The 21,920-nt window shown below is 65.5% G+C and carries 20 protein-coding genes and 2 pseudogenes; 14 read left to right on the top strand and 8 right to left on the bottom strand.

Annotated features, from left to right (window positions below; genetic code table 11):
• Positions 1-7: 7 nt before the first annotated feature.
• The 7 genes from QQK25_RS03060 to mads1 all read right to left on the bottom strand — a co-directional run bounded on the left by QQK25_RS03060 (position 8) and on the right by mads1 (position 8,176).
• Complete coding sequence (locus tag QQK25_RS03060) at positions 8-478, bottom strand: phosphate-starvation-inducible PsiE family protein (protein WP_009238720.1); 471 nt, start codon at positions 476-478, stop codon at positions 8-10.
• A gap of 75 nt (positions 479-553) precedes the next feature.
• Entirely contained in the window at positions 554-994 is a 441-nt protein-coding gene (trxC, locus tag QQK25_RS03055) for a thioredoxin TrxC (RefSeq protein WP_009238721.1), read from the bottom strand.
• Positions 991-2,874, bottom strand: coding sequence for an ATP-dependent zinc metalloprotease FtsH (gene ftsH / locus QQK25_RS03050; RefSeq protein WP_058137964.1), 1,884 nt, complete (start codon positions 2,872-2,874; stop codon positions 991-993). The genes trxC and ftsH overlap by 4 nt, the downstream gene beginning before the upstream one ends.
• Before the next feature lie 27 nt (positions 2,875-2,901).
• Entirely contained in the window at positions 2,902-4,332 is a 1,431-nt protein-coding gene (cls, locus tag QQK25_RS03045) for a cardiolipin synthase (protein WP_058137963.1), read from the bottom strand.
• A 17-nt stretch (positions 4,333-4,349) separates the two neighbouring features.
• Complete coding sequence (clpK, locus tag QQK25_RS03040; protein WP_058137962.1) at positions 4,350-7,199, bottom strand: heat shock survival AAA family ATPase ClpK; 2,850 nt, start codon at positions 7,197-7,199, stop codon at positions 4,350-4,352.
• A gap of 93 nt (positions 7,200-7,292) precedes the next feature.
• Positions 7,293-7,862: an Hsp20/alpha crystallin family protein gene (locus tag QQK25_RS03035; RefSeq protein ID WP_058137961.1), complete on the bottom strand. Its 570-nt coding sequence runs from the start codon at positions 7,860-7,862 to the stop codon at positions 7,293-7,295.
• 32 nt (positions 7,863-7,894) lie between these two features.
• On the bottom strand, positions 7,895-8,176 hold the full coding sequence (mads1, locus tag QQK25_RS03030) for a methylation-associated defense system helix-turn-helix domain-containing protein MAD1 (RefSeq protein WP_003454941.1): 282 nt from the start codon (positions 8,174-8,176) through the stop codon (positions 7,895-7,897).
• A gap of 344 nt (positions 8,177-8,520) precedes the next feature.
• Here mads1 and QQK25_RS24290 point away from each other — a divergent pair.
• Positions 8,521-8,754 (top strand): annotated as a pseudogene (locus QQK25_RS24290) (IS110 family transposase); the annotation flags it as partial.
• Positions 8,755-8,875: 121 nt separating this feature from the next.
• Here QQK25_RS24290 and QQK25_RS03020 read toward each other — a convergent pair.
• Positions 8,876-9,305 (bottom strand): annotated as a pseudogene (locus tag QQK25_RS03020) (transposase domain-containing protein); the annotation flags it as partial.
• A 139-nt stretch (positions 9,306-9,444) separates the two neighbouring features.
• Here QQK25_RS03020 and QQK25_RS03015 point away from each other — a divergent pair.
• The 13 genes from QQK25_RS03015 (at position 9,445) to QQK25_RS02955 (ending at position 21,751) form a co-directional block, all read left to right on the top strand.
• Positions 9,445-10,353 carry a LysR family transcriptional regulator gene (locus tag QQK25_RS03015; RefSeq protein ID WP_012761385.1) on the top strand — a complete coding sequence of 303 codons (909 nt, stop codon included), beginning with the start codon at positions 9,445-9,447 and terminating at the stop codon, positions 10,351-10,353.
• Between the two features lie 539 nt (positions 10,354-10,892).
• Entirely contained in the window at positions 10,893-11,651 is a 759-nt protein-coding gene (locus tag QQK25_RS03010; RefSeq protein ID WP_023657735.1) for a hypothetical protein, read from the top strand.
• Between the two features lie 141 nt (positions 11,652-11,792).
• A complete protein-coding gene (locus QQK25_RS03005; protein WP_003454927.1) occupies positions 11,793-12,011 on the top strand; it encodes an AlpA family transcriptional regulator in 219 nt (72 codons plus the stop codon).
• Between the two features lie 40 nt (positions 12,012-12,051).
• Complete coding sequence (locus tag QQK25_RS03000) at positions 12,052-12,918, top strand: ParA family protein (RefSeq protein WP_004265510.1); 867 nt, start codon at positions 12,052-12,054, stop codon at positions 12,916-12,918.
• On the top strand, positions 12,902-13,138 hold the full coding sequence (locus QQK25_RS02995; protein ID WP_023109327.1) for a hypothetical protein: 237 nt from the start codon (positions 12,902-12,904) through the stop codon (positions 13,136-13,138). The genes QQK25_RS03000 and QQK25_RS02995 overlap by 17 nt, the downstream gene beginning before the upstream one ends.
• Entirely contained in the window at positions 13,131-14,774 is a 1,644-nt protein-coding gene (locus QQK25_RS02990; RefSeq protein WP_043104923.1) for a ParB family protein, read from the top strand. The genes QQK25_RS02995 and QQK25_RS02990 overlap by 8 nt, the downstream gene beginning before the upstream one ends.
• A 17-nt stretch (positions 14,775-14,791) precedes the next feature.
• Positions 14,792-15,352, top strand: coding sequence for a DUF2857 domain-containing protein (locus tag QQK25_RS02985; RefSeq protein WP_016446180.1), 561 nt, complete (start codon positions 14,792-14,794; stop codon positions 15,350-15,352).
• 2 nt (positions 15,353-15,354) lie between these two features.
• Positions 15,355-16,548: an STY4528 family pathogenicity island replication protein gene (locus QQK25_RS02980; protein WP_043104891.1), complete on the top strand. Its 1,194-nt coding sequence runs from the start codon at positions 15,355-15,357 to the stop codon at positions 16,546-16,548.
• Positions 16,549-16,786: 238 nt separating this feature from the next.
• A complete protein-coding gene (locus tag QQK25_RS02975) occupies positions 16,787-17,539 on the top strand; it encodes an OST-HTH/LOTUS domain-containing protein (RefSeq protein WP_023101518.1) in 753 nt (250 codons plus the stop codon).
• 188 nt (positions 17,540-17,727) lie between these two features.
• On the top strand, positions 17,728-18,516 hold the full coding sequence (locus QQK25_RS02970; RefSeq protein ID WP_015038897.1) for a PFL_4669 family integrating conjugative element protein: 789 nt from the start codon (positions 17,728-17,730) through the stop codon (positions 18,514-18,516).
• On the top strand, positions 18,513-19,061 hold the full coding sequence (locus QQK25_RS02965) for a DUF3158 family protein (protein WP_034021438.1): 549 nt from the start codon (positions 18,513-18,515) through the stop codon (positions 19,059-19,061). The genes QQK25_RS02970 and QQK25_RS02965 overlap by 4 nt, the downstream gene beginning before the upstream one ends.
• Positions 19,058-19,441 (top strand): single-stranded DNA-binding protein, encoded by a 384-nt coding sequence (locus QQK25_RS02960; protein WP_013721963.1) that lies wholly within the window; start codon positions 19,058-19,060, stop codon positions 19,439-19,441. The genes QQK25_RS02965 and QQK25_RS02960 overlap by 4 nt, the downstream gene beginning before the upstream one ends.
• A 294-nt stretch (positions 19,442-19,735) precedes the next feature.
• On the top strand, positions 19,736-21,751 hold the full coding sequence (locus QQK25_RS02955; RefSeq protein WP_043104890.1) for a DNA topoisomerase III: 2,016 nt from the start codon (positions 19,736-19,738) through the stop codon (positions 21,749-21,751).
• The last annotated feature ends 169 nt before the right edge of the window (positions 21,752-21,920 follow it).

Here is a 21,920-nt window from a genome sequence, read left to right as displayed (position 1 = left end):
ACCTCCATTACTCGCTCTTGCGGTCATCGCGTTCACGCATGAGCCAATAGGTCAGACCCAAGGCCAGTACCGTCCCCGCCAGCGCGGCCACTTTGGCAGGATCAACGTCGGGTTCTAGGATGATGAACTTGCGGGCCAGTGCCAGGATCGCGATCAGAATGACGGTCTTGACCTGGATGATGCTTTCCTTGCGCAGAGCCACTTTGACGATCGAATGCTTGAATTCCATGGCGATCAGCAGCGTCATGGTGGCACCGAACACCAGCTGGAAAACCTTATGATCCAGTGGATTCAGCGCATCCATGACGAGCAGTGTGAACACCAGCCGAATCAACTGAATCAGCGAAATCACAATTACCAACGCGATGACGCCCGAAAGCGTGATGGCAACGAACTGCTCGAAGCGCTCGTAAACCGTCATCAACCGCCACTGGGAGCGTATCTCGTCAAGGGCCGTGTGGCCAGATTCTTTATTCATAAGCGTTGCGCTCTCTCTTTCAATGAAACGTTAATGGAACGGAGAGTCCGAGAAGACGACTCGATCACACCTGAATCACCGGGGCAATTGCGAAGCCACCCAGCGCATAATGTCCTGCGCGCCCATGGCGCCCGCCTGACGTGCAACCTCATGTCCCCCTCGGAACAAAATCAGGGTTGGAATGCTGCGAATACCGAACTGGGCGGCCAGGTGAGGCTCGGCCTCGGTATTTACCTTGGCCAACCTCACCTTGGGTTCAAGCAGGGAGGCTGCCTGCTCGAACTGCGGCGCCATCATCTTGCACGGTCCGCACCACGGCGCCCAAAAGTCAACCAGCAGCGGCAGGTCACTGCGCTCCAGATGACGGGCGAAGGTCGCTGTGGTCAGATCAATGGGCTCTCCGGTGAACAGCGGGTGCTGGCACCGCCCGCAATTGGGCTTCTCTGCCAACTTGTTGGCTGGCACGCGATTGATGGATTGGCAGTGTGGGCAGACGATATGAATGCTGTCACTCATGAGGTGGCTCCTTGGGACACAGAGGAAGTAATGGCTCCGGCAGTTGGGCCGCTGTGACATGGGGATTCGAGCTGTAGCCCTTGCGTCAGTTGCCGGATGCTGTATTCATCCAGCGTTTCCCGTGCGAGCAGTTCGCGCGCGCACCGCTCCAGCACTTCTCGGTTAATTTCGAGAATTCGGTATGCACGATCAAACACACCCATCACGATGTCACGGATGGCTTGGTCGATGCGTGTCTGAGTCGATTCGGCTACCCGGCAGCCACCCTGTACCAGTTCAGGCGCATCAAGAAAACGCGGCCTCTGTGCCTCAAAAGCAACGTACCCCAAGCCCTCATCCATGCCGAAGCGCGTAATCATGTCGCGGGCGATGTCGGTGGCCCGCGCCAGATCGTCTGAAGCCCCTGTGGACAGCTCGCCAAACACGAGCTTCTCAGCCGCGCGCCCTCCCAGGAGCACGGCGATCTTGTGCTCCAGGTCGGCACGTGTCATCAGAAATCGGTCTTCGGTGGGCCGCTGCAGGGTGTAGCCGAGTGCACCGATGCCACGCGGAACGATTGAAATCTTGTGTACCGGATCGGTGCCGGGCAGCGCCAGCGCCACCAGAGCGTGTCCCATCTCGTGATAGGCGACAGTTTCCCGCTCCTTCGGATTGAGCACACGGTTCTTCCTTTCCAGGCCGGCCACGATGCGCTCGATGGCGGCGGTGAAGTCCTGCAGTTCCACAGCCTGCGCCTTGCGCCGGGTCGCGTTCAGCGCTGCTTCGTTCACGAGATTGGCCAGATCGGCGCCGGAAAAGCCGGTGGTCAGTGCCGCCACCTGTTCCAGATCGACATCGTGGGCCAGGGTGATCTTCTTGACATGGACCTTCAGGATATCCAGGCGACCTTTCTTGTCGGGGCGGTCTACCAGCATCTGACGGTCGAAGCGGCCGGCGCGCAGCAAGGCCTGATCGAGGATCTCCGGCCGGTTGGTGGCTGCGAGGATGATCAGTCCGACCGAGCTGTCGAAGCCGTCCATTTCAGTAAGTAACTGGTTCAGCGTCTGCTCACGCTCGTCGTGTCCACCGTTCGGTCCTCCGACACCGCGTGCACGGCCCAGCGCGTCGAGTTCATCGATGAAGATGATGGCCGGCGCCTGCCCGCGCGCCTGCTCGAACAGGTCGCGCACCCGCGCCGCGCCCACGCCGACAAACATCTCGACGAACTCCGAGCCGGAGATAGAGAAGAACGGTACCCCGGCCTCGCCCGCCACGGCCTTGGCCAGCAGGGTCTTGCCCGTGCCGGGCGGGCCAACCAGCAACACACCTTTCGGGATGCGCGCCCCGAGCCGTCCATACTCCTGCGGATTCTTGAGGAAATCGACGATCTCAACCAACTCCGCCTTGGCTTCATCGACGCCAGCGACATCGGCAAAGGTCACGCCAGTGTTCTTCTCCATGAATACCTTGGCACGGCTCTTGCCGATGCTCAGGAAGCCGCCCATGCCCTGCTTCTCGGCGAAGCGGCGGAACAGGAAGAACCAGACGCCGAAGAAGGCCACCGCCGGCAGAATCCAGGAGAGCACATCACGTAGCCAGGTGCTTTCCACCACCCGCGCGTAAGGCACGTCGTACTTGGACAGCCGCTCGGCCAGGTCGGGTTCGACGCGAGTGGCCACGATGGTGGTCTTGCCCCGGCTGTCCGGCGATTTCAGGCGCCCGGTGACCGTGCGGTCCGACACCATCACTTCGGCGACGCGCCCCTCGGCCAGCGCCTTCTCGAATTCGCTGTAGGGCACGGGCTCGACGGTCTTGGTCGCCTGCCAGTAGTTCTGCAGCGTCAGCAGCAACAGGCCGGCGACGATCCAGTAGCCAATGTTCCATTGATCTTTCTTTTCCATGGGCAATGTTACTCGCAAGTCGTGTCGCTAGAGAATGGGGGTGAACAGACGGGCCACCCCGTCGCGCAAGCGGATGGCCAGCGGGCGGGCGCGCAACGCCTTCGCCGATATCTCGCCCGACGCATCACGAGCGGCATCAAAAAGGGATTCCAGCCGCGTAGACAGCGCGGTGTCGTACACCTCCACATTGAACTCGAAGTTGAGGCGCAGGCTGCGCGCATCCCAATTGGCCGAACCCAGGCAGCACCACTGGCCGTCTATCAGCATCAGCTTGCTGTGGTCGAACGGGCCAGGCCGTTCGAAGATGCGTACACCGTGCTCCAGCACCTGCCAGTAGTGGGCGCGCGCGGCCCATTGCACCGTGGGATGGTCGCCGTTTGCGGGCGTCAGCACCTCGACGCGCACGCCGCGCAACGCGGCCGTGCTCAGCGCCGCGATCATCGGCTGATCGGGCACGAAGTAAGGTGTCCAGATGCGCACCGAATGCTTCGCCGCGCTCAAAGCGCCCATGAAGGTCCAGCGCATCCTGTCCAGGGCCTCATCGGGACCGGCCTCGATGCCGCGCGCCCAAGAGGTTCCTTGCTCATCAGCCGTTGCGGGCGGTTCGCCCCAGAAACCCTTGCTGAGCCGCTCGCCCGTGGTATCGCACCAATCATCGGTGAAGCACCGCATCAGATGCGCAACCACCGGCCCGCGCAGACGAAAGTGCAAATCGTGACAGGCCTGCTCCGGCGCATCGGGCCACCAATACGGGCTGAAGATGTTCATGCCGCCGGTGAAACCCGTCTCGCCATCGATCACCAGCAGCTTGCGGTGATTGCGCAGATGCGCGGCATGCAGGCGCGCGGGAATCAACGTCGGGTTGAACGTCGCCGCCGGAACGCCGGCGCGTTGCAAGGCGCGGTAGGCGCTGCGGGGCCTCCAGCGGGCATAGACGTCGTCGATCAGCACCCGCACTTGCACGTCGCGCTCATGAGCCCGGCGCAGCGCATCGACGAACTGCGCCCCGATGCCTTGGCTGTCGAAGATGTACGAAGCCAGCGCGACGCTGTGCCGCGCCGACTCGATGGCAGCGAGCATGGCCGGGTAGGCCTGCTCGCCATCGACAAGCGGCTCGATGCGGTTGCCGCCGGTCAGCGACTGGCCGGTGGCGCGTCCCACCAGGTGGGCCAGACCGGCAAGCGGCGGCGATACAGCCTGGGGCATCGTAGGCGCGAGGTCCTGCCGAACAGCAGGATCTGCCCCCGGAAACAGCCGCCGCGCCCGCCGCTGGTAACGGTTGATGCCGAACAGCCCATACAGCAGCGAACCGCCCAGCGGCAACAGCGCGATCAGCAGCACCCACAGCGTGGCCGATCGAGGGTCACGCTTGTAGATGACCGCGTGCCCCGCTGTGGGGATAGCGACCGCCAGCGACACGAGGGTGGCTGCCCATGTCAGCCCGTTGGGGTCGGACACGACAGCCTCCCCATGACTCAAGATTCGCCGCCCGCTGACTTCTTCTTGCGCGCAGGCTTGCTCGCGTCGCTCGGCGGCGTCTCGGCCACGTTCGCGGCATCGGGCTTCTCAGGCTCGGCCGGCTTCGCGGGTGGCTCCTGGCGCTCGAAGACCACCCGTTCGGCCTTGTCGTCCCAGCGGGCGCTGGCGTGATCGGCCTTGCCGATACCGCCACCCAGCATCTCGCGCGCCAGTGCCGTCTCCAGCTCGCTGCGGATCAGCCGCTTGAGCTCACGCGCGCCGAACTCGGGCTTGTAGCCTTCCTCCGCGAAGTGATCGATCAAGGTCTGATCGAAGGTCAGCGTCACGCCCTGGCTGGCGGCGTTGCGGGCCACACGATCGAGCTGCAGGCCGACGATATGGCGGATCTCCTCCTTGCCCAGCGCATGGAAGACGATGATCTCGTCGATGCGGTTGAGGAACTCGGGGCGGAAGTGTCCGCGCAGCACGTCCATCACCTCGGACTTGGTCTTCTCGTATTCCTCGCCGGCGGCGCCACGGGCCTTCAGCCGACGCTGGATGATGTCCGAGCCCAAGTTCGAGGTGGCGATGATGATGGTATTGGTGAAATCCACCACCCGGCCCTTGCCGTCGGTGAGCCGCCCGTCGTCGAACACCTGCAGCAGGATGTTGTAGACGTCGGGGTGAGCCTTCTCGATCTCGTCCAGCAGCAACACGCTGTAGGGTTTGCGCCGCACCTTCTCGGTGAGCTGGCCACCCTCGTCGTAGCCGACGTAACCCGGAGGCGCCCCCACCAGGCGTGCCACGGTATGGCGTTCCCCGTACTCGGACATGTCGATGCGCAGCAGCGCACCTTCATCGCCATAGATGGACTCGGCCAGCGCCTTGGCGAGCTCGGTCTTGCCCACGCCGGTCGGCCCGAGGAACAGAAAAGTCGCCACCGGCTTGCTGCCTTCGCGCAGGCCCGCGCGCGACAACCGCACGGCATCGGCCACCGCGCGCACCGCTTCGTCCTGGCCCACGAGGCGCTCGTGCAGCCGCTGCTCCAGATGCAGCAGCTTCTCGCGTTCTTCCACCGTCAGCTCGTTGACCGGAATGCCGGTCAGGCGCGAGACGATCTGCGCGACATGCTCGGCTTTGACTTCGGCACTGCCCGAGGCGCGCTCGCGTTCCCATTCCTCGACAAGCTTCTTGAGTTCGGCCTCTTTGGCCTCGATGTGCTTGCCCAGCTCGGCGGCCTTGTCGTACTGCTTGCGCGAGGCCACATAGTCCTGCTCACGCCGCAGCTGGTGCAGTTCGGACTCCAGCTCTTGCACCGCCACCGGGCGGGCCGTGGCCGACAGCTTCACGCGTGCGGCCGCCTGGTCGAGCAGGTCGATGGCCTTGTCAGGCAAAAAGCGCGCGGTGATGTAGCGGTCCGACAACTCGGCGGCGGCGATGATCGCATCCTCGGTGATGCTGACCTTGTGGTGCGCCTCGAAGGTGTCGCGCAGGCCGCGCAGGATCATCATGGTCTGCGCTATCGTCGGCTCGGGCACCATCACCGGCTGGAAGCGACGCTCCAGCGCGGCGTCCTTCTCGATGTACTTCTGATACTCGTTGAGCGTGGTAGCGCCGATCAGGTTCAGTTCGCCGCGCGCCATCATCGGCTTGAACACGTTGGCCACGTCCAGCCCGCCTTCGCCGCCACCCTGGCCTGCACCGACGATGGTGTGCACCTCGTCGATGAAGAGAATCAGCTCGCCCTGGTGCTCGGTCACTTCCTTGAGAACCTTCTGCACGCGCTCCTCGAACTCGCCGCGGTACTTGGCGCCTGCCACCATGGCGTTGATGTTGAGTTCGACCAGACGCTTGTCGCGCAGCGTCTCGGGCACTTCGCCGGCGACCATCCGCTGCGCCAGCCCTTCGACAATGGCGGTCTTGCCGACGCCGGGCTCACCGATCAACACCGGGTTGTTTTTCTTGCGCCGGGCCAGCACCTCGATGGTGGTCTCGATCTCCTGCGCACGGCCGATGACCGGATCGAGCTTGCCCTCGCGCGCCATCTTGGTGAGGTCGCGCGAGTATTTATCCAGCTCGGGCGTGTTGGTCGGCGTCTCGGCGCGGCCATCCTCGGCCCCTTTGCCGACCACCTTGCTTACCTGCTGGCGCAGCGCTTGCGGCGTGAGACCGTAACGGCGCAGCAGGTTGGCCGCCAAACCTTCGCCTTCCTCGGCGAGCCCGATCAGGAAATGCTCCGGCCCGACATAAGAGTGGCCGAGTTCGTTGGAGGCCACGAAAGCACGGCTGAGCGCGTCCTTGACCCGGGGCGACACGCCGATCTCGCCCTCGAACGGCTTGTCGCCGCGCTTGGCTTCGGATTCGATCTGCCGCTTGAGGTCATCGACCTTGATCTTGAACTGCCCCAGGATGGTCTTGACCACGTCGCTGTCGATCAGCGCCAGCAGCAGGTGTTCGGTATCGACTTCGGCGCGCCCGAACTCTGCAGCGTGTCGGGCGGCCTCCTGCAATAGGGCCTCGGACTGTTCGCTGATACGGCTGGCGAGCCCACTGCCGCGACGGCGCGCGGTGCCCGTACCGGCCGGGGCGGGTTCGCCGAACGAGGCATCGACCACCTCGTCGGTATCGGCCGCCATGGACGGTGCGTCGTCACCGATACGGAAGAAGTCGCTGCCAAGGAAGTCTTCGAACAGCCCGCTGCGCGAGCCGAACAAGGCTTCCAGCGGTGAGACGGTGCGCTTTTGCTGGCGCACCAGTTGGCGATAGTGATCGTCACACAACAGCATGGTGCTGTGGCGACCATTGAGATTGGCTTCCACCCGCACCGTGGCGGGCTGGCCGCAGACCTGGCATTGTTTTCTGGCCATGCTGATGCTCCTGTAAAGATTGATCTGAAGAGGCACCGCCGATCACGGTGCCTGATCTCTTTGTGGTTTTTGAGAAAAACGCGCTGCCCCGCGTCAGCCGTTGATCGGGATCGAGCGCCCCTGCTTGGGCGTACTGGCCTCGCGCTTTTCCATCGTGATCGTGAGCACGCCGTTCTTGAAAGCGGCCTTGATCGTGTCCTGGTTGGCATCGGCCGGCAGGTTCAGAGCGCGCTGAAAGCTGCCGTAGGAGCGCTCCACCCGGTGGAAACCGCCGTCTTTCGTTTCCTGCTCCTGACGCTTTTCACCGCGCACCATCAGCACGTCGTTGTCGAGCGTGATCTGGATGTCTTTTTCCTCGACGCCGGGTACTTCCAGGGCGATCTTGTACTGCTTGTCGGTCTCCTGGATGTCCAGCGCCGGCTTCAGCATGCCCGGCCAGTCCGACGGCCAGCGTGGCATGGCCAGCGTCGGGAAACCGAAGCCTCGAAACGCGTCGTCGAACAGGCGGTCGATCTCGCGATGCAATTGCAGGATGGGACTGACGGGCCCACCCGCCACAGGCAGGTCATTGCGCTGCACCGGCAGCGAGGCAGTGCTCTGTTGTTCTTCCTGCTCCTTTTTGAACCAGTTCCAGGGAGCCAATTTCTTGAAATCAATGTCCATGTCATACCTCCAGAAATCAATTGAAGACTCACTCAATCCGCTTGCCTGCGGCTATGGATAGCGCGCCCAGGCAACACGGGATGTTTCGCTGACTTCGGCTGCTCATCTGTGCGTATCACCTCCTTCTTTCTGCCTGCTTGGATCTGATCATTGATCCATTGATCGATTTCACTTTGACGAAACCGCCACGTCCCGCCGACCTTGAAGGCCGGAATTTCCCCGTGCGCGGCGAGCCGGTAAAGCGTCCGCTTGCCGACCTTTAAGTAGGTAGCCAACTCGTCGAGTGTGAAGATCGCCTGCTGGCGCGCTGTCATACCACCCCCACAAGTTCCGTCGTCACGCGGCCTCGCTCGAGGAAATTCTTGCAAGACTTTGCAAGATATTGCGCCTAACATGCCGAAAATCAAGAGTCAATATCCAGCGATCTGCTGGCCGATTGATGTGACTCAATCGTAAGCAGCCAGGAAACAAATGTTGGCTGCCACCGCGATGGTGCTCCCCAAGTCATCAATCTGCAGCCATGTGAAAGGGGAAGTCCATGAACGAGATTGCCCGAGTCGGGGTGGATCTGGCCAAGCGGGTTATCTAGGTGCATGCGGTGGATGCGCGCGTGGTGGTTGCCAAGGCGCTGGCCGCTGACAAGTTTGCGGCCTGGTGCGCGGAGCTGCCTCCCGGCTGCCTGGTGGCCCTGGAGGCCTGCGGCGGTGCGCATCACTGGGCACGCAAGCTGCGCGGCTATGGGCTGGATGCGCGGCTGATTGCAGGCCACTTCGTCACGCCCTACCGCATGGCCGGCAAGGGACGCAAGAACGGTGCGGCCGATGCCGCAGCGATCTGCGAGGCGGCAACCCGCCCGCACATGCGCTTCGTGCCGGTGAAGCCGCCGGCGCAGACGCTGCTGGCCAGCCATCAGCTACGCAAACCTCCCGATTCACTCACGCAGCTTATTCCTGCTTGCCTAGGGACGACCGTGTAAGCGGCAGATGGTCGGAGTCCTTTGCGACCAGCACCTACGCGAGCAGCCCGGAGGTGGGGATGCCCTTGGCGATGATCTCCGCCGGGACCGGCGCCTGGGTCAGCGTTCGGCACCTATGCGCAGGTCCACTTGCCGCGGATGTGGCACTCGACCGTGAACACGCCCGGCGTGTAGTCCAGCTTCTCGCTGATGCGCTTGAGCGCACAGCCGCACGCGCAGCGGGTGTTCTCGGGCTCGTGGTGGCAGTCCACGCGCGGCAGGTCCGCCGGCAAGGCGGTGCGCTTAGGCATCGCGCCAGGCGTAGCCGGCGGCTTCTTCTTGCCCAGCAGTTCCTGGAGCTGCGCCTCAGCCGCGGCAAGGTCGGCGTCCAGAGCCTCGTCGAACAGCGCGCGTTGTTCGGCATCGAGCTGCTCGCTCTTCTTGCCGAACTTCAGGCGTCGCAGCTGGGCGATCTCGAACGAGAGCTTCGCCGTAGGCGCTGACATGGGCGAAAAGCATCCGAGCATCACCCCCCAGGATGGCTCTCATCTCGATACAGAGGTGAATCCTCCGCACTATTCGGCTCCCTACGATGATATGGACTGATCACATCGGTAGGGAGAAAGCATGAACTTACGCCATCTTCGCTGCTTCATCGCCGTAGCCGAGGAACTGCACTTCGGCCGGGCTGCTCGACGGCTGCACATCGAACAGTCTCCACTGTCGCGCACGATCCGCCAGATGGAGGCGGATTTAGGGGTGCCGCTGCTCAACCGCTTGCCACGCAGTGTTCGTCTCACACCGGCGGGACAGGTCTTCCTCGAAGAAGCCCGGCGCGTACTGCTGGCCTTCGAGCAAGCGCAGACCAAGGCACGCGCCGCAGCGAACCAGCGGAACACGCTGCGCATCGCACTATCTGGTGACATGGGGCAGGCCCGCTTGTCGGCGTTGCTTGCGCTTTGCCGCGAGGAGGCACCACAGGTCGGCATTCGGATATTTGAAACGCCACTGGCGCAGTTGGTGACTGGACTGCGCAACGACTTGTATGACGCAGGTTTTGCATTGGCTGGTGAAATGGACGCCGGCATCGTCGCCATGCCGGTGTGGCGAGACCCGCTGGTGGTGGCTTTGCCCGCCAGGCATCCGCTGCTGGCTTTCAAGGAAGTGCCGCTGGAGGAAGTGGCGAGCTATCCGCTGGTGCTGTGCGATCCCCAGGTCTGCGAAGGTTGCAGCCGGCAGCGCGAACGGCTGCTCCGCACGGTGGATGCGCAGCCGACGGTAGCCGAGTACGTCAAGACCCATTCCCTGATGCTGGCCCTCGTGGCCGCCGGCTACGGCGTGGGCTTTTCGAGCGCGGCGCATCTGGCGGGTTGCCATCAGGCCGATGTCGTCGTGCGGCCGCTGGCCGACGAGACCGCTTCGCTGACGACCTATCTACTGCGACCCGAAGGCGAAATCATGGAGCCGCTGCGGCAGTTCATCGACCGCGTGGAGCGTGTCGGACGCCCGCAAGGCACCGATCAACGCCCGATGTGACGCGGGGATTTTGGACGGTACGATTCCCTTTCGGTCTGGACCTTGACCCGCATTGCATCGGCGGCCGACCTTTTGCGTCACGGGCATGGATGGCGAATCGGGCCTATCCACCCGGCATCAAGCAAGGCACCTTCAAGCTGTCGAGGTCACAGCAGTGACGCAGAACGCATGAGCCCTTGCTGGATGCAAACCGGCTCAGCCGGAAGTCGCATTGGCGCTTTACCCCGCCCGTATTCCTACGAAAACTTTGCCCTGGTTTTCCGGTAAAGCGCGGCATCCCTTCCTGATCGAACTTGGATGCGCGGCTTTTCAGACCGTTGCGCCGGTAACAAGATTTTTCGCAGGTGCATTATGGTTGAGGTGTAGCGGGCACCGCAAGGAGGTTTGCCCCCTGCGTAACGCTCGGCGACATCGCCGCACCCAACGTCCACCACGATGCCGACCGGCTCGCGCTTCATCGGGTTCTTTGGGCAATCGCTGCGCCCATGTGGGCCGCGCGCGCTTGCCATGTGTCGATCCGACGATGGGAAGAGCGCGATATGCCGAAATCGAGCAGCCACGCCTTTGGCGCAAAGACGTACTACCGACCGATCGAGGCGGCCGTCCGCTGGTGCGGTCTCCTGCGCTTCGAGCAGCGTATTCTGGAAGCGCTGGAGCAGCGTGCCATGCCGGAGCCCGGCGAATTCCCGCGCTGGCCGCTGCTGCGCCTGTATGCCGAGCGCATCTTCGACGCGCTGACGCATGGCGAATTGCCCGGTGGCAAGGCCGGCATCGTGCTGGACTCGCAGCGGCCGGCGCTCGACGACCCCGAGTTGACCGTGCGCCACGTGGACTTGAAAGCGTGGATGTCGCAGTTCTACCCCGGCGATCGGCCGGGGTTTTTGTTTGACGGCATCGAACGCGCGGTGCATCCGGCGGTGAGCGTGGACACGCTCAACATTCTGCTGGCCGATCGCGAAGCAGCGAAGTCGCAACTTGCCGAACTTGCCCTGGTGCATGAAACGCTGCGCACCGCGCACGAAGCACTGGCGAAGGAACATGCCACGCGCGCGGCCAACGACGAACAGGCGCGCGAGCCTGGCCTGCGCAGCGAGACGACTTACCTCAACATCATCGGCGGACTGCTGACGCTGCTGCTGGGCAATTCGCCGTCAGGCGCGGCCTATTCGTCGTTCCGCAGCATGGATGCCGTGGTCAGCGCGCTGATCGCACACCATGAGGGGCGGCCGGGTCTCAGCGAGCGGACGCTGTGGAGCAAGCTCGCGCAGGCGCGGCGCCACCTGGAGGCGTCGTGCTGACGACGCGGCCAGCATGATGCCGATGCGGCGCACTGCAATTGCAGTCGCTGCTTCTGCAATTGCAGTGATTTCGGCGACCGCGGTGTATTGAATACGAGGCACTTTCCGAACAGCGCCAGTGAGCGTCAAGGAGTGTCTCTCATGTCTTCGCAGACCACCGCGCCGGCAGTGCCGGCCGAGCACCGCATCCTGCGTCGCGCCGAAGTCGAGGCCAAAACCGGCTTCAAGCGCGCGCACATCTACAGCCTGATGAAAGAAGGCAAGTTCCCCAAGGCGCTGCGCTTGGGCGTGCGCGCCGTGGGCTGGGACTCGGCGGAGGTCGAGCAATGGATCGCCGATCGCCTCGATGAGCGCGCCTGACGCTTTTCCTCGGTACATGCCATTCAACCGGGAGAGGCCCATGCAGGTGGTGTCCATCATTTCGACCAAGGGCGGCGTCGGCAAGACCACGACGGCGGCCAACCTGGGCGGCTTCGCAGCCGACACCGGGCTGCGCGTGCTGCTGCTGGACCTGGACGTGCAGCCCACGCTGTCGAGCTACTTCACGCTGGCCGAGCGCGCGCCGGCCGGCATCTACGAGATGCTGGCCTACAACGAGCAGCGCGCCGAGCAACTGGTGTCGCGCACCGCGATCGAGCGGCTTGACCTGGTGCTCTCGAACGACGACCGCGGCGAGCTGAACACGCTGCTGCTGCACGCGCCCGATGGCAGATTGCGGCTGCGCCACCTGCTGCCCACGCTGGCGCCGCACTACGACCTGCTGCTGATCGACACCCAGGGCGCGCGCAGCGTGCTGCTGGAGATGGCGGTGCTGGCCTCGAACTTGGCGCTTTCGCCGGTGACGCCGGAAATCCTCGCGGCGCGCGAGCTGCGGCGCGGCACGCTGCAACTCATCGAGGACATCGCGCCGTACCGCCACCTCGGCATCGAGCCGCCGCCGCTGCACCTGCTCATCAACCGCGTGCATCCGGTGTCGTCGAATGCGCGGCTGATCCAGCAGGCGCTGCGTCAGGTATTCCAGGAGCAGCCTGGCGTGCGCGTGCTGGACACCGACGTGCCGGCGATTGAAGCCTATCCGCGCGCCGCGACGCGCGGACTGCCGGTGCATCGGGTGGAATACCGCCAGCCGGCGGGCCGCACGGCACCTGCCGCATTGGAGACCATGCGCGCGCTGGCCGGCGAGCTGTTCCCGGCGTGGCAGGAGCGCTTTGCGCTCGTCACCGGCCGAGGCGACGCGGGAGGGGCCGGCCATGGCCAGCGCACATGACCTGGCCCGCGGCCACAAGCGGCTGCGAGGGCTGATCGAGTTCGCCCTGGGAGAAGGTTGGAAGGTGGTGCGCACCCGCGGCGGGCACCTGCTGTTCACGAAGCAAGGCTGCGCGCCGATCTACACCAGCTCGACGGCGAGCGACCACCGCGCCGAGCGCAACGCCCGTGCGCAGCTTCGCCGCGCCGACCGACAGGCGCAGGAGAATGGCCGTGGCTGAGCTGACGCCGCAGGACATGGCTGCCAAGCTGCTGGCCACCGGCTTCGAGCGCAGCGGCCCTTCGGCCGCGACCTTGAGCGACCCCATCGCCGACACGCCGATGGTGGTGACGCTGGACCAGTTGCGGCCCTACGACCACGACCCACGCGTGACGCGCAACCCGGCCTATGCGGAGATCAAGGCGTCCATCCGCGAACGTGGGCTGGACGCGCCCCCCGCGATCACGCGCAGGCCGGGCGAGGCGCACTACATTATTCGCAACGGCGGCAACACGCGGCTGGCGATCCTGCGCGAGTTGTGGAGCGAGACCAAGGAGGAACGCTTCTTCCGCATTGCGTGCCTGTTCCGCCCGTGGCCGGCGCGCGGCGAAATCGTGGCGCTGACCGGGCATCTGGCCGAGAACGAGCTGCGCGGCGGCCTGACCTTCATCGAGCGGGCCTTGGGCATCGAGAAGGCGCGCGAGTTCTACGAGCAGGAAAGCGGCCAGGCGCTGTCGCAAAGCGAACTCGCGCGGCGACTGACGGCCGACGGCTATCCGGTGCCGCAGTCACACATCAGCCGCATGAACGATGCGGTGCGCTATCTGCTGCCGGCGATCCCGACGCTGTTGTACGGCGGATTGGGCCGGCATCAGGTGGACCGGCTCGCAGTGCTGCGCAAGGCGTGCGAGCGCACCTGGGAGCGGCGTGCGCTGGGCCGGCCGCTGACCGTGGACTTCGCTTCGCTGTTTCAGGATGTGCTGTCGCAGTTCGACACGCAGCCGGAGGGCTTCTCGCCCCAGCGCGTGCAGGACGAACTGGTGGGTCAGATGGCCGAGCTGCTGGAAGCGGACTACGACACGCTGGCATTGGAGGTCGATGACAGCGAAAGCCGTCAGCGAGTATTGACCAGCGAGCCGGCCGCGCCGAACCCGGCAACGCCTGTCGCACCTGCGGCGCCAGCCATCACGCCGCAACTGTCGCCCGCGGCGCCAACGCCACGGGACACCTCGCCCGTCGCGCCACCGGCAGAGACACCCTCGGCACCACCTGCCGCTGCACCAAACGCCCGGGACGGGCAGCGCGACGAGCGCCTGCAAGGGCACATCGTGACGCCGGCGCCGACCACCGAGCGCCTGCAGTCCATCCAACGGATGGTCGCGGACCAGCTCGGCGACAAGCTGCCCGACTTCGAGGCCGATGCGCTGCGTGCGATCCCCGTGCAGGCGGGCGGACTCTATCCCATCTCGGACGTCTGGTACATCGAGCCGAGCTTGGACGTGCCGGATCGCCTGCGCGTGCACATCGCGCAATTCGCGCGCGAGATCGCCGGGGACGCAGCGGTAGCCGACCACATCGAGGCCAGCGACGGCGGCATCGGCTTCGTCTGCGTGGCGCCGGCCGTGGGCCAGGCGAAGGCGCTGCCGGTGTTCGCGCGGGCGGTGCTGACCCTGCTGCATGCGCTGAGTGCAGCGCCGCCCGCCGCGAACGGATTGGACCGCGCGCGGCTGGCCGATGAGCTGGCGGCGCTGCTCCATGGCCATGGCGGCTCGGCCACACGCCTGAGCGATGCTGCGCTGGTGAAGCTGTTCCGTCTGCTGCGCCTGGCGCGCCGGCTGCTGGATCTGGAAGCCGGCGTAGCGAGCCAGGATTCCTGAGCGCAGGAGGCTCCCGTATGTCGGCACCGCACCCGCTCAACCAGGCCGTGATCGCCCAGGCCCTGCATGACCTGCGCAACGGCCAGTTGCGCCGCTGCAAGGCCATGGGCTTCGGCGAGGAGGAGCTGGATGCGCTGAAACACCCCGAGCTCGTGAGCATGCTGGTGAATGCCACGGTGTCGTGGTGTTCGGTATCGGTGAACCGGGAAGTGTTGAAGCGGCTGCTGAGCCAGGTGCACGACGTGGAGCGGGAGATCGCCACGGTGGACCGCATGCTGCGCTTGGGGGCGAGCACGGAGATGGTCAGCAAGTTCTACGGCCTCACGCATCAGGAAGTGGCGCTGCGCCGCGACATCCTCGGGCTGCCCAAGCGCAAGGGCCGGCATCCGGTACTCGACGAGGCGCAGGACGTGGCCTTGTGGGAGCGCTGGAAGGCCGGCGTCGCCGAGCGCCATGTCGCCCTGACCGACGACATGGCGATGCTGGCGCTGACCATGGACCTGGCCGAGGCCATGACCCTGCCCATGTCGGTGATCTGGTCGGCGATACGCAACTGGATCGACCAGGGGCTGGTGTAGCCATGACCACGGGCGGCGCACCACGGCGCGAAGGCCCCGTTGCGCTGTCGGCGTTGTTCGACGAGGCGCTGCGGCACCTTGAGCCGAAGGAACCGGCGCAGGGCACGGCGCCGGCCGCCGACGGTTTCCTCTACAGCGGCAACCGCCATGAGAGCGTGCCGCGCCGACTGTTCCTCGACCGACGCCTGACGCCGCTGGAGCGCAACGCCTGGCAGGTGTTCCGCCTGCAGCTCAACGACGACGGCGTGACCGCCTTTCCCACCTACGACCAATTGCGCCCCTACCTGGCCTCGATGCCCTGCGCGGCGCAGGCATCGCACGAGACCGTGGCGCGCGCCCTGACGCTGCTGCGGCTGACGCGCTGGCTGAGCCTGGTGCGACGACGGCGCGACCCGAAGACCGGCCGTATCCAAGGCAACCTCTACGTGCTGCACGACGAACCGCTGTCGCCCTTCGAGGCGATGCAGCTCGACCCCGACTATCTGGGCCTGGTGAGCCAAGCGCTCACGCACGCGGCGAAGGCGGTGCAGGTCGTGGGCATGAACACGCTGCGGGAGATCGCTGAAGACCCGCTGCTCAGCGGGCGCACGCTGCCGACCCGCTTGCAGGTGCTCGCGCAGCGCATGGCGCTGCATGGCTGGACGACGCCAGGTTATCCACAGGAGGGTGCGGACCACGAATCCGAAGAAGGCCAGGAAGCCCTTCTTCGGAATGCTGCGCGCCCGTCTTCGGAATCCGAAGCAGGGCCGAAACCCGCGCCGGACGGCTCTCTTCGGATTCCGAAGGAGGACCGTACAGTACGTAATGATCGTATAAATGAAGTACGTACAGTACCGCGCGCGAGGGCCTTGCAGAACCTGCGGCTGCCGGACCGTTTCCTGCGCTTGAAGGACGAGCAGCAGGCCGGCGCGCTGGTGGCGCTGCAGCAGGTGGACGAGGCGCTGAGGCAGGCCGTTCTCGACGAGTGGGCGGCACGCTGCCACAACAGCGCGGTACGCAACCCGGCCGGCTACCTGTTTGGCATCATCCAGAAGGCGATCCGCGGGGAGTTCAAGGCCTGGGCCGGAGAAAGTGCATCGGCACCGCCAGCGCCCCCGTCACCTGCGCCCTCGTCACCGCCGGCATCCCGTGCGGCTGACCCCGAGGTCGCACGTGCCTACCTGGCTCAGCTCCGAGAAGCCTTGCGTGATCGCTGATGTTGACTATCCCCAGGGGATAGCTGGAACAGACATCTTTCCGCCGCGCTCGATTGTCGCCCGCCGAATGACAGGCGAAACTGTCGCCTGTGAATCAGACGAGGACAGCCACGCACGAGCCCGGCCGACGATGGACACGACGACTTCCCCCGCCACAAACGCACTGCAACCACTACAGCAAGACGTTCAGCGCTTGCTGGGCAGATGCCTGTTGCGCCTTCAACAATACGAGCGCCTCATGAAAGCCATCGTGGCCCACCACGAGATTTCAGGCCCGGCGCATTCGCTGGAGGCCATTCGCGCAGCGCGGATTGAAGATGCCGCGACCAAGACCCTGGGCACGTTGGTCGGACAACTGTTTGGTTCGTATGTCGTCACCGATGGAAATGGCGGCGAGGAACGCGACGACGATCTTCCCGGCGACGTGATTTCCTTTCGCACGCGCGTGCAACTGAGCCTGTCTGCGCAGGACTACGCCAACACCCAGGCCGACCTCAAAGACCTGGTATCGCTGCGCAACACCCTGGTGCACCACTTCATCGATCAGCACGATCTATGGACCGTGGACGGGTGCCGCGTTGCACAGGACGAACTCGGTTCCGCCTACACGCGCATCGATCAACACTTCGAGCAGCTGCGCGGCTGGGCCGAGCACATGGATCAGGCGCGGCGCCTGGCAGCGGAGTTCGTCCAGTCGGATGTGTTCCACGACCTGGTGGTCAATGGCATCGCGCCGGACGGCACGGTGGACTGGCCGGCCGCCGGCATCGTCCGCGCGCTGCGCGAGGCCGCCGCGCAGTTGGCCGTCGAGGGCTGGACACCCATCGCCGCCGCTGGCCGCTGGATCGCGGACCGGCATCCCGAGCAACTTCCAGCCAAGTACGGCTGCAGCAGTTGGCGGCAGGTGGTGCACGAGTGCCGCCTGTTCGAGCTTCGCTACCGTGAGGTGGAGGGGCAACGGGCCGCTTGGTACAGACCTCGCGAGGCGTAGCCCCGCAACGCGGTCTCACCTCCGCGCGAGCCGCGAACAAGTCCGCCGAGCTATCCCCAGGGGATAGCCGGCACACACAGCCTTCCGTGCAGAACAAACCGGGCGCGCATGGGCTGCGGTTTGTTGACTGACAGCCTTCCGGCCGATGCCGATGCTGGCGACTCGCCCCTTCACCGCGAGTCGCTCCCATGGCCAACGAACGCACAGAACCCCTGCAACTGAATCTCGGATCGCTGCGCAGCGCGATGTCGCTGACGCTGCACACGCACCACGCTTCGCGCATCTGGCACGGCCGCGCGCCGACCGAGGGGCGCCCCGGCATCATCGGACTCAACGGCTATATCGGCGCCATGAACAAGATGAAGCGCGGCGCCGAGCAGGACGACCCGTACTCGGACTGGTGGATGTTGCGGATCGAGGACAAGCTCGCCGACACCAGGACCCGTCTGCAGACCCTGCGCGAACAGGTGGATCAGGCCTTGGCCGACGTGCCAGCGGCGCTGTCGCTGGGCGAGAACATGAACGTGCAGCCGGTGAAGCTGCCGCTGTTCGTCAATGCTCAGCTCGGTTTCATGGCGGTGTACCTGCTGGCCGACTACGACGACCTGGCACGCAAACTCATCCTGGCGCACCACACGGCGCTGATCGACCGCAGCACCTTGGAGCGCTGGCTCAATGATGGCGCGCACGCGCTGCGCAGCCTGTTCTCGCTGGCCCAGCAGTACCGCTACTCGGGCACGACGCGCGACGACTTCGCGGCGAAGAACGCCGCGGCGCGAGCGGCGCTGGAGAAGTTCGGCGAGCTGCCGCAGGACGTGCTGGAAGGCACGCGCCGCTCGCGCTTCGCGCCACCGATCGCGCGGCGGACGACCAAGCCCGGCACGCCGCCTGCTGCGCCCGCCATCGAGCCCGATGCGCCGGCTCACACGGATGGCGCAGCCGATGGTGCGGCGGGCGATGAGGGTACTGACGCATGACGGCATCGCCCCCCATCAGCCACTCCACGCGCTTCGTGGCGCTGGAACAGGCGGACTTCCAGCGGCTGGAACACGCAGGCTACCTGAAAGGCCTTTTACAGCCTTTTAAGGGTAAGGGGAGTCTGGAGACCTGGGCCAGCCAGTGCGCGGCGCTGCGCGACGACGTGATTGGCCTGGCGCAGCGGCGCGTGCTGCCCCAGGCGCGCGCCTACCCCTTCAGCCTGCTCCACGTGCAACTGGCCCAGCAGGCCACTGGCGCAGGGACGACCTTCCTGCGCTGGCGCAACCTCGACCGTTCCTCCATGGGCGTGGCGTTGTGGGAGGCCCTGCTGGCCAACCCCGCGACGCCGGCCTCGCTGATCGACGAGCTGTACGCGATGGAACTGCAGCGCATCGTGCTGAACATGCAGATCAGCCTGACCCACAGCATCGCTCGCCAAGCCCTGGAATGCGCCAGCAAGGCCGCCCAGGCCGAAGCGGCTTACCTGCGACGTGTCCACGGGCATACCGCGGCCGTTCCACCCACCACCAAGGAGTCACCATGAGCACGCACTTCGTCGGCGAGGGCAACATCGGTTCTGCGCCGGACTACCGCGAATTCCCGAACGGCAACGACGAGCCGCGCCGGCTGCTTCGCCTGAACGTCTATTTCGACAACCCGATCCCGAAGAAGGACGGCGAGTACGAAGATCGCGGCGGCTTCTGGGCGCCGGTGGAGCTGTGGCACCGCGACGCCGATCACTGGAAGACGCTGTATCAGAAGGGTATGCGGGTGCTGGTCGAGGGCCGCACCGTGCGCGACGAATGGGAGGACGCCGACGAGAACGAGCGCGTCACGTTCAAGGTCGAGGCCCGGCGCGTGGGCATCCTGCCGTACCGCATCGAGTCGGTGGCGCTCAGCGCCAAGCCGGCCGGCGGACAGTAGTTCGCCCATCGCCGCTCCCCCGAGGGCGGCTGTAGCAACCGTCATACGCCCGCGATGCACCAGCGAGCTATCCCCAGGGGATAGCTCCAAGGTCGTCCACAGAGTTCCAGCCGCCCTCCCGTAACGACGCTTTTGCTGTGCCAGCTCCTGCGGTCTATGCGCACCGCTGCGGCAACGGACCGCCTGCCGATCACAAAGCGGTGTCTGCGCCAATCGGCTTCCTTGCTGCCGGCATCTCCTGGCCCCGCCAAGCTGACGCCCATCCGATGAACCGCACATTTCCAAGGAGGCTTCATGCGCGTGTTCCTGTGCGAGAAGCCGTCCCAGGGCAAGGACATCGCCCGTGTGCTGGGTGCCGGTCAACGCGGCAACGGCTGCTACAGCGGCGCGGGTGTCGTCGTGACCTGGTGCATCGGTCATCTGGTGGAGGCGGTTCCGCCCGAAGGCTACGGCGAACAATACAAGCGCTGGGCCATCGAGCAACTGCCCATTCTTCCTGAGCGTTGGCGTGTCGAGCCCAAGGCGGCGACCGCGGCGCAATTCAAGGTCGTGCAGCAGCTCGTCGCCAAGGCGGGCGAGCTGGTGATAGCGACCGACGCCGACCGCGAGGGCGAGATGATCGCCCGCGAGATCATCGACCTGTGCGGCTACCACGGGCCGATTCAGCGCCTGTGGCTGTCGGCGCTCAACGATGCGTCGATCCGCAAGGCGCTGGGTGCGCTCAAGCCGTCCGCCGAGACGCTGCCGCTGTACTACTCGGCCCTGGCCCGCTCGCGTGCCGACTGGCTGATCGGCATGAACCTGAGCCGGCTGTTTACGCTTCTAGGTCGGCAGGCCGGCTACACCGGCGTGCTGTCGGTGGGGCGCGTGCAGACGCCGACGCTGAAGTTGGTGGTGGATCGTGATCGCGAGATCGCGCGCTTCGTCTCTGTGCCGTATTGGGCCGTGGACGTGCTGCTATCCCATGCCGGCCGGTCCTTCACCGCGAGCTGGATACCGCCCGAAGGCAGCACCGATGCAGCGGGTCGCTGCCTTCAGCAGCCGGTGGCGCAGCAGGCTGCGGATTGCATTCGCGCCGCACGCGATGCGCAGGTCGTGTCGGTGGACACCGAGCGCGTGCGCGAGGCACCGCCGCTGCCGTTCGACCTGGGCACGCTGCAGGAGGTGTGCTCCAAGCAGTTGGGCCTCGACGTGCAGGAGACGCTGGACATCGCGCAGGCGCTGTACGAGACGCACAAGGCGACGACCTATCCGCGCAGCGACTCGGGATACCTGCCCGAAAGCATGCTCGCGGAAGTGCCGGCGGTGCTCGATGCACTGCTCGCCACCGATCCCAGCCTGCGGCCCTTGATCGGCCAGCTCGACCGCAACCAGCGTTCGCGCGCCTGGAACGACGGCAAGGTGACGGCTCACCACGGCATCATCCCGACGCTGGAGCCCGCCAACCTGTCGGCCATGAACGAGAAGGAACTGGCCGTCTACCGGCTGATCCGCGCTCATTACCTCGCGCAGTTCCTCCCGCACCATGAGTTCGACCGGACGGTAGCGCAGTTCTCGTGCGGCAGTCAGTCGCTGGCGGCCGTGGGCAAGCAGATCGCCGTCACCGGCTGGCGCGAGGTGCTGGCGACGCCGGGGCCGGACGATGCCGACGGCGAGGATGCGCAGCGCAGCCAGGTGCTGCCGGCGCTGCATGCGGGCCTGTCCTGCCCGGTCGGCAAGGTGGATCTCAAGGCGCTGAAGACGCTGCCGCCCAAGCCCTACACGCAGGGCGAGCTGATCAAGGCCATGAAGACTGTCGCCAAGTTCGTGACCGACCCGCGGCTGAAACAGAAGCTGCGAGATACCACAGGCATCGGCACCGAGGCGACACGCGCCAACACCATCAACGGTCTGATCGGTCGCGGCTACCTGGTCAAGAAAGGCCGCGCCGTCCGCGCTTCCGATGCGGCATTCACGCTCATCGACGCGGTGCCCTCGGCCATCGCCGACCCCGGCACCACGGCGGTGTGGGAGCAGGCGCTGGACATGATCGAGGCCGGCCAGATGGCGCTGGACACCTTCATCGAGAAGCAGTCCGTGTGGGTCGGCCAGCTCGTGCAGCAGTACCGCGGCGCAACGCTCTCGCTCAAGCTGCCGCCGGCGCCGGCCTGCCCGCAGTGCTGCGCACCGATGCAGCAGCGCACGGGCAAGAGCGGCGCGTTCTGGTCCTGTTCGCGCTACCCGGACTGCAAGGGCACGTTGCCGATCGAGTCCCCGACGGGCCGGCGCAGCGCACCGCGCAAGCGGCGCGCTGCCTCCAAGGCGTCCTGATCCTCGCTTCCCCCTGCCGCGCCGGCCACTTCACTGGCGGCGAGGCAAACGTCCCGCACCGCGCGGGACTCCAAAGCGCGCGTCTCCTTCTGCAACGGTGTGCGCGCCCCGTCTGCCCGCCGTCGGGCGACGGGGCGAGAAGGTCATTGCTCCACGAATCGCGCCCGCC

It is taken from the genome of Zoogloea oryzae, assembly GCF_030161255.1.
In the GTDB taxonomy this organism is placed as follows: domain Bacteria; phylum Pseudomonadota; class Gammaproteobacteria; order Burkholderiales; family Rhodocyclaceae; genus Zoogloea; species Zoogloea oryzae.
The sequence above is the reverse complement of the archived record's forward strand: the minus strand, read 5'-3'. Positions and strand labels throughout refer to the sequence as shown.

Excerpts from the sequence above, each read along its gene's own strand:
- QQK25_RS02995 (WP_023109327.1), top strand. The coding sequence starts at position 12,902 with ATGGCCAGCGCACATGACCTGGCCCGCGGCCACAAGCGGCTGCGAGGG.
- QQK25_RS03060 (WP_009238720.1), bottom strand. The coding sequence starts at position 478 with ATGAATAAAGAATCTGGCCACACGGCCCTTGACGAGATACGCTCCCAG.
- QQK25_RS02975 (WP_023101518.1), top strand. The coding sequence starts at position 16,787 with ATGAAAGCCATCGTGGCCCACCACGAGATTTCAGGCCCGGCGCATTCG.
- QQK25_RS03005 (WP_003454927.1), top strand. The coding sequence starts at position 11,793 with ATGTCTTCGCAGACCACCGCGCCGGCAGTGCCGGCCGAGCACCGCATC.
- QQK25_RS03035 (WP_058137961.1), bottom strand. The coding sequence starts at position 7,862 with ATGGACATTGATTTCAAGAAATTGGCTCCCTGGAACTGGTTCAAAAAG.
- mads1 (WP_003454941.1), bottom strand. The coding sequence starts at position 8,176 with ATGACAGCGCGCCAGCAGGCGATCTTCACACTCGACGAGTTGGCTACC.
- ftsH (WP_058137964.1), bottom strand. The coding sequence starts at position 2,874 with ATGGAAAAGAAAGATCAATGGAACATTGGCTACTGGATCGTCGCCGGC.
- QQK25_RS03000 (WP_004265510.1), top strand. The coding sequence starts at position 12,052 with ATGCAGGTGGTGTCCATCATTTCGACCAAGGGCGGCGTCGGCAAGACC.
- trxC (WP_009238721.1), bottom strand. The coding sequence starts at position 994 with ATGAGTGACAGCATTCATATCGTCTGCCCACACTGCCAATCCATCAAT.
- QQK25_RS03010 (WP_023657735.1), top strand. The coding sequence starts at position 10,893 with ATGCCGAAATCGAGCAGCCACGCCTTTGGCGCAAAGACGTACTACCGA.
- QQK25_RS02980 (WP_043104891.1), top strand. The coding sequence starts at position 15,355 with ATGACCACGGGCGGCGCACCACGGCGCGAAGGCCCCGTTGCGCTGTCG.
- QQK25_RS02965 (WP_034021438.1), top strand. The coding sequence starts at position 18,513 with ATGACGGCATCGCCCCCCATCAGCCACTCCACGCGCTTCGTGGCGCTG.
- QQK25_RS02985 (WP_016446180.1), top strand. The coding sequence starts at position 14,792 with ATGTCGGCACCGCACCCGCTCAACCAGGCCGTGATCGCCCAGGCCCTG.
- QQK25_RS03015 (WP_012761385.1), top strand. The coding sequence starts at position 9,445 with ATGAACTTACGCCATCTTCGCTGCTTCATCGCCGTAGCCGAGGAACTG.
- clpK (WP_058137962.1), bottom strand. The coding sequence starts at position 7,199 with ATGGCCAGAAAACAATGCCAGGTCTGCGGCCAGCCCGCCACGGTGCGG.
- QQK25_RS02970 (WP_015038897.1), top strand. The coding sequence starts at position 17,728 with ATGGCCAACGAACGCACAGAACCCCTGCAACTGAATCTCGGATCGCTG.
- QQK25_RS02955 (WP_043104890.1), top strand. The coding sequence starts at position 19,736 with ATGCGCGTGTTCCTGTGCGAGAAGCCGTCCCAGGGCAAGGACATCGCC.
- QQK25_RS02960 (WP_013721963.1), top strand. The coding sequence starts at position 19,058 with ATGAGCACGCACTTCGTCGGCGAGGGCAACATCGGTTCTGCGCCGGAC.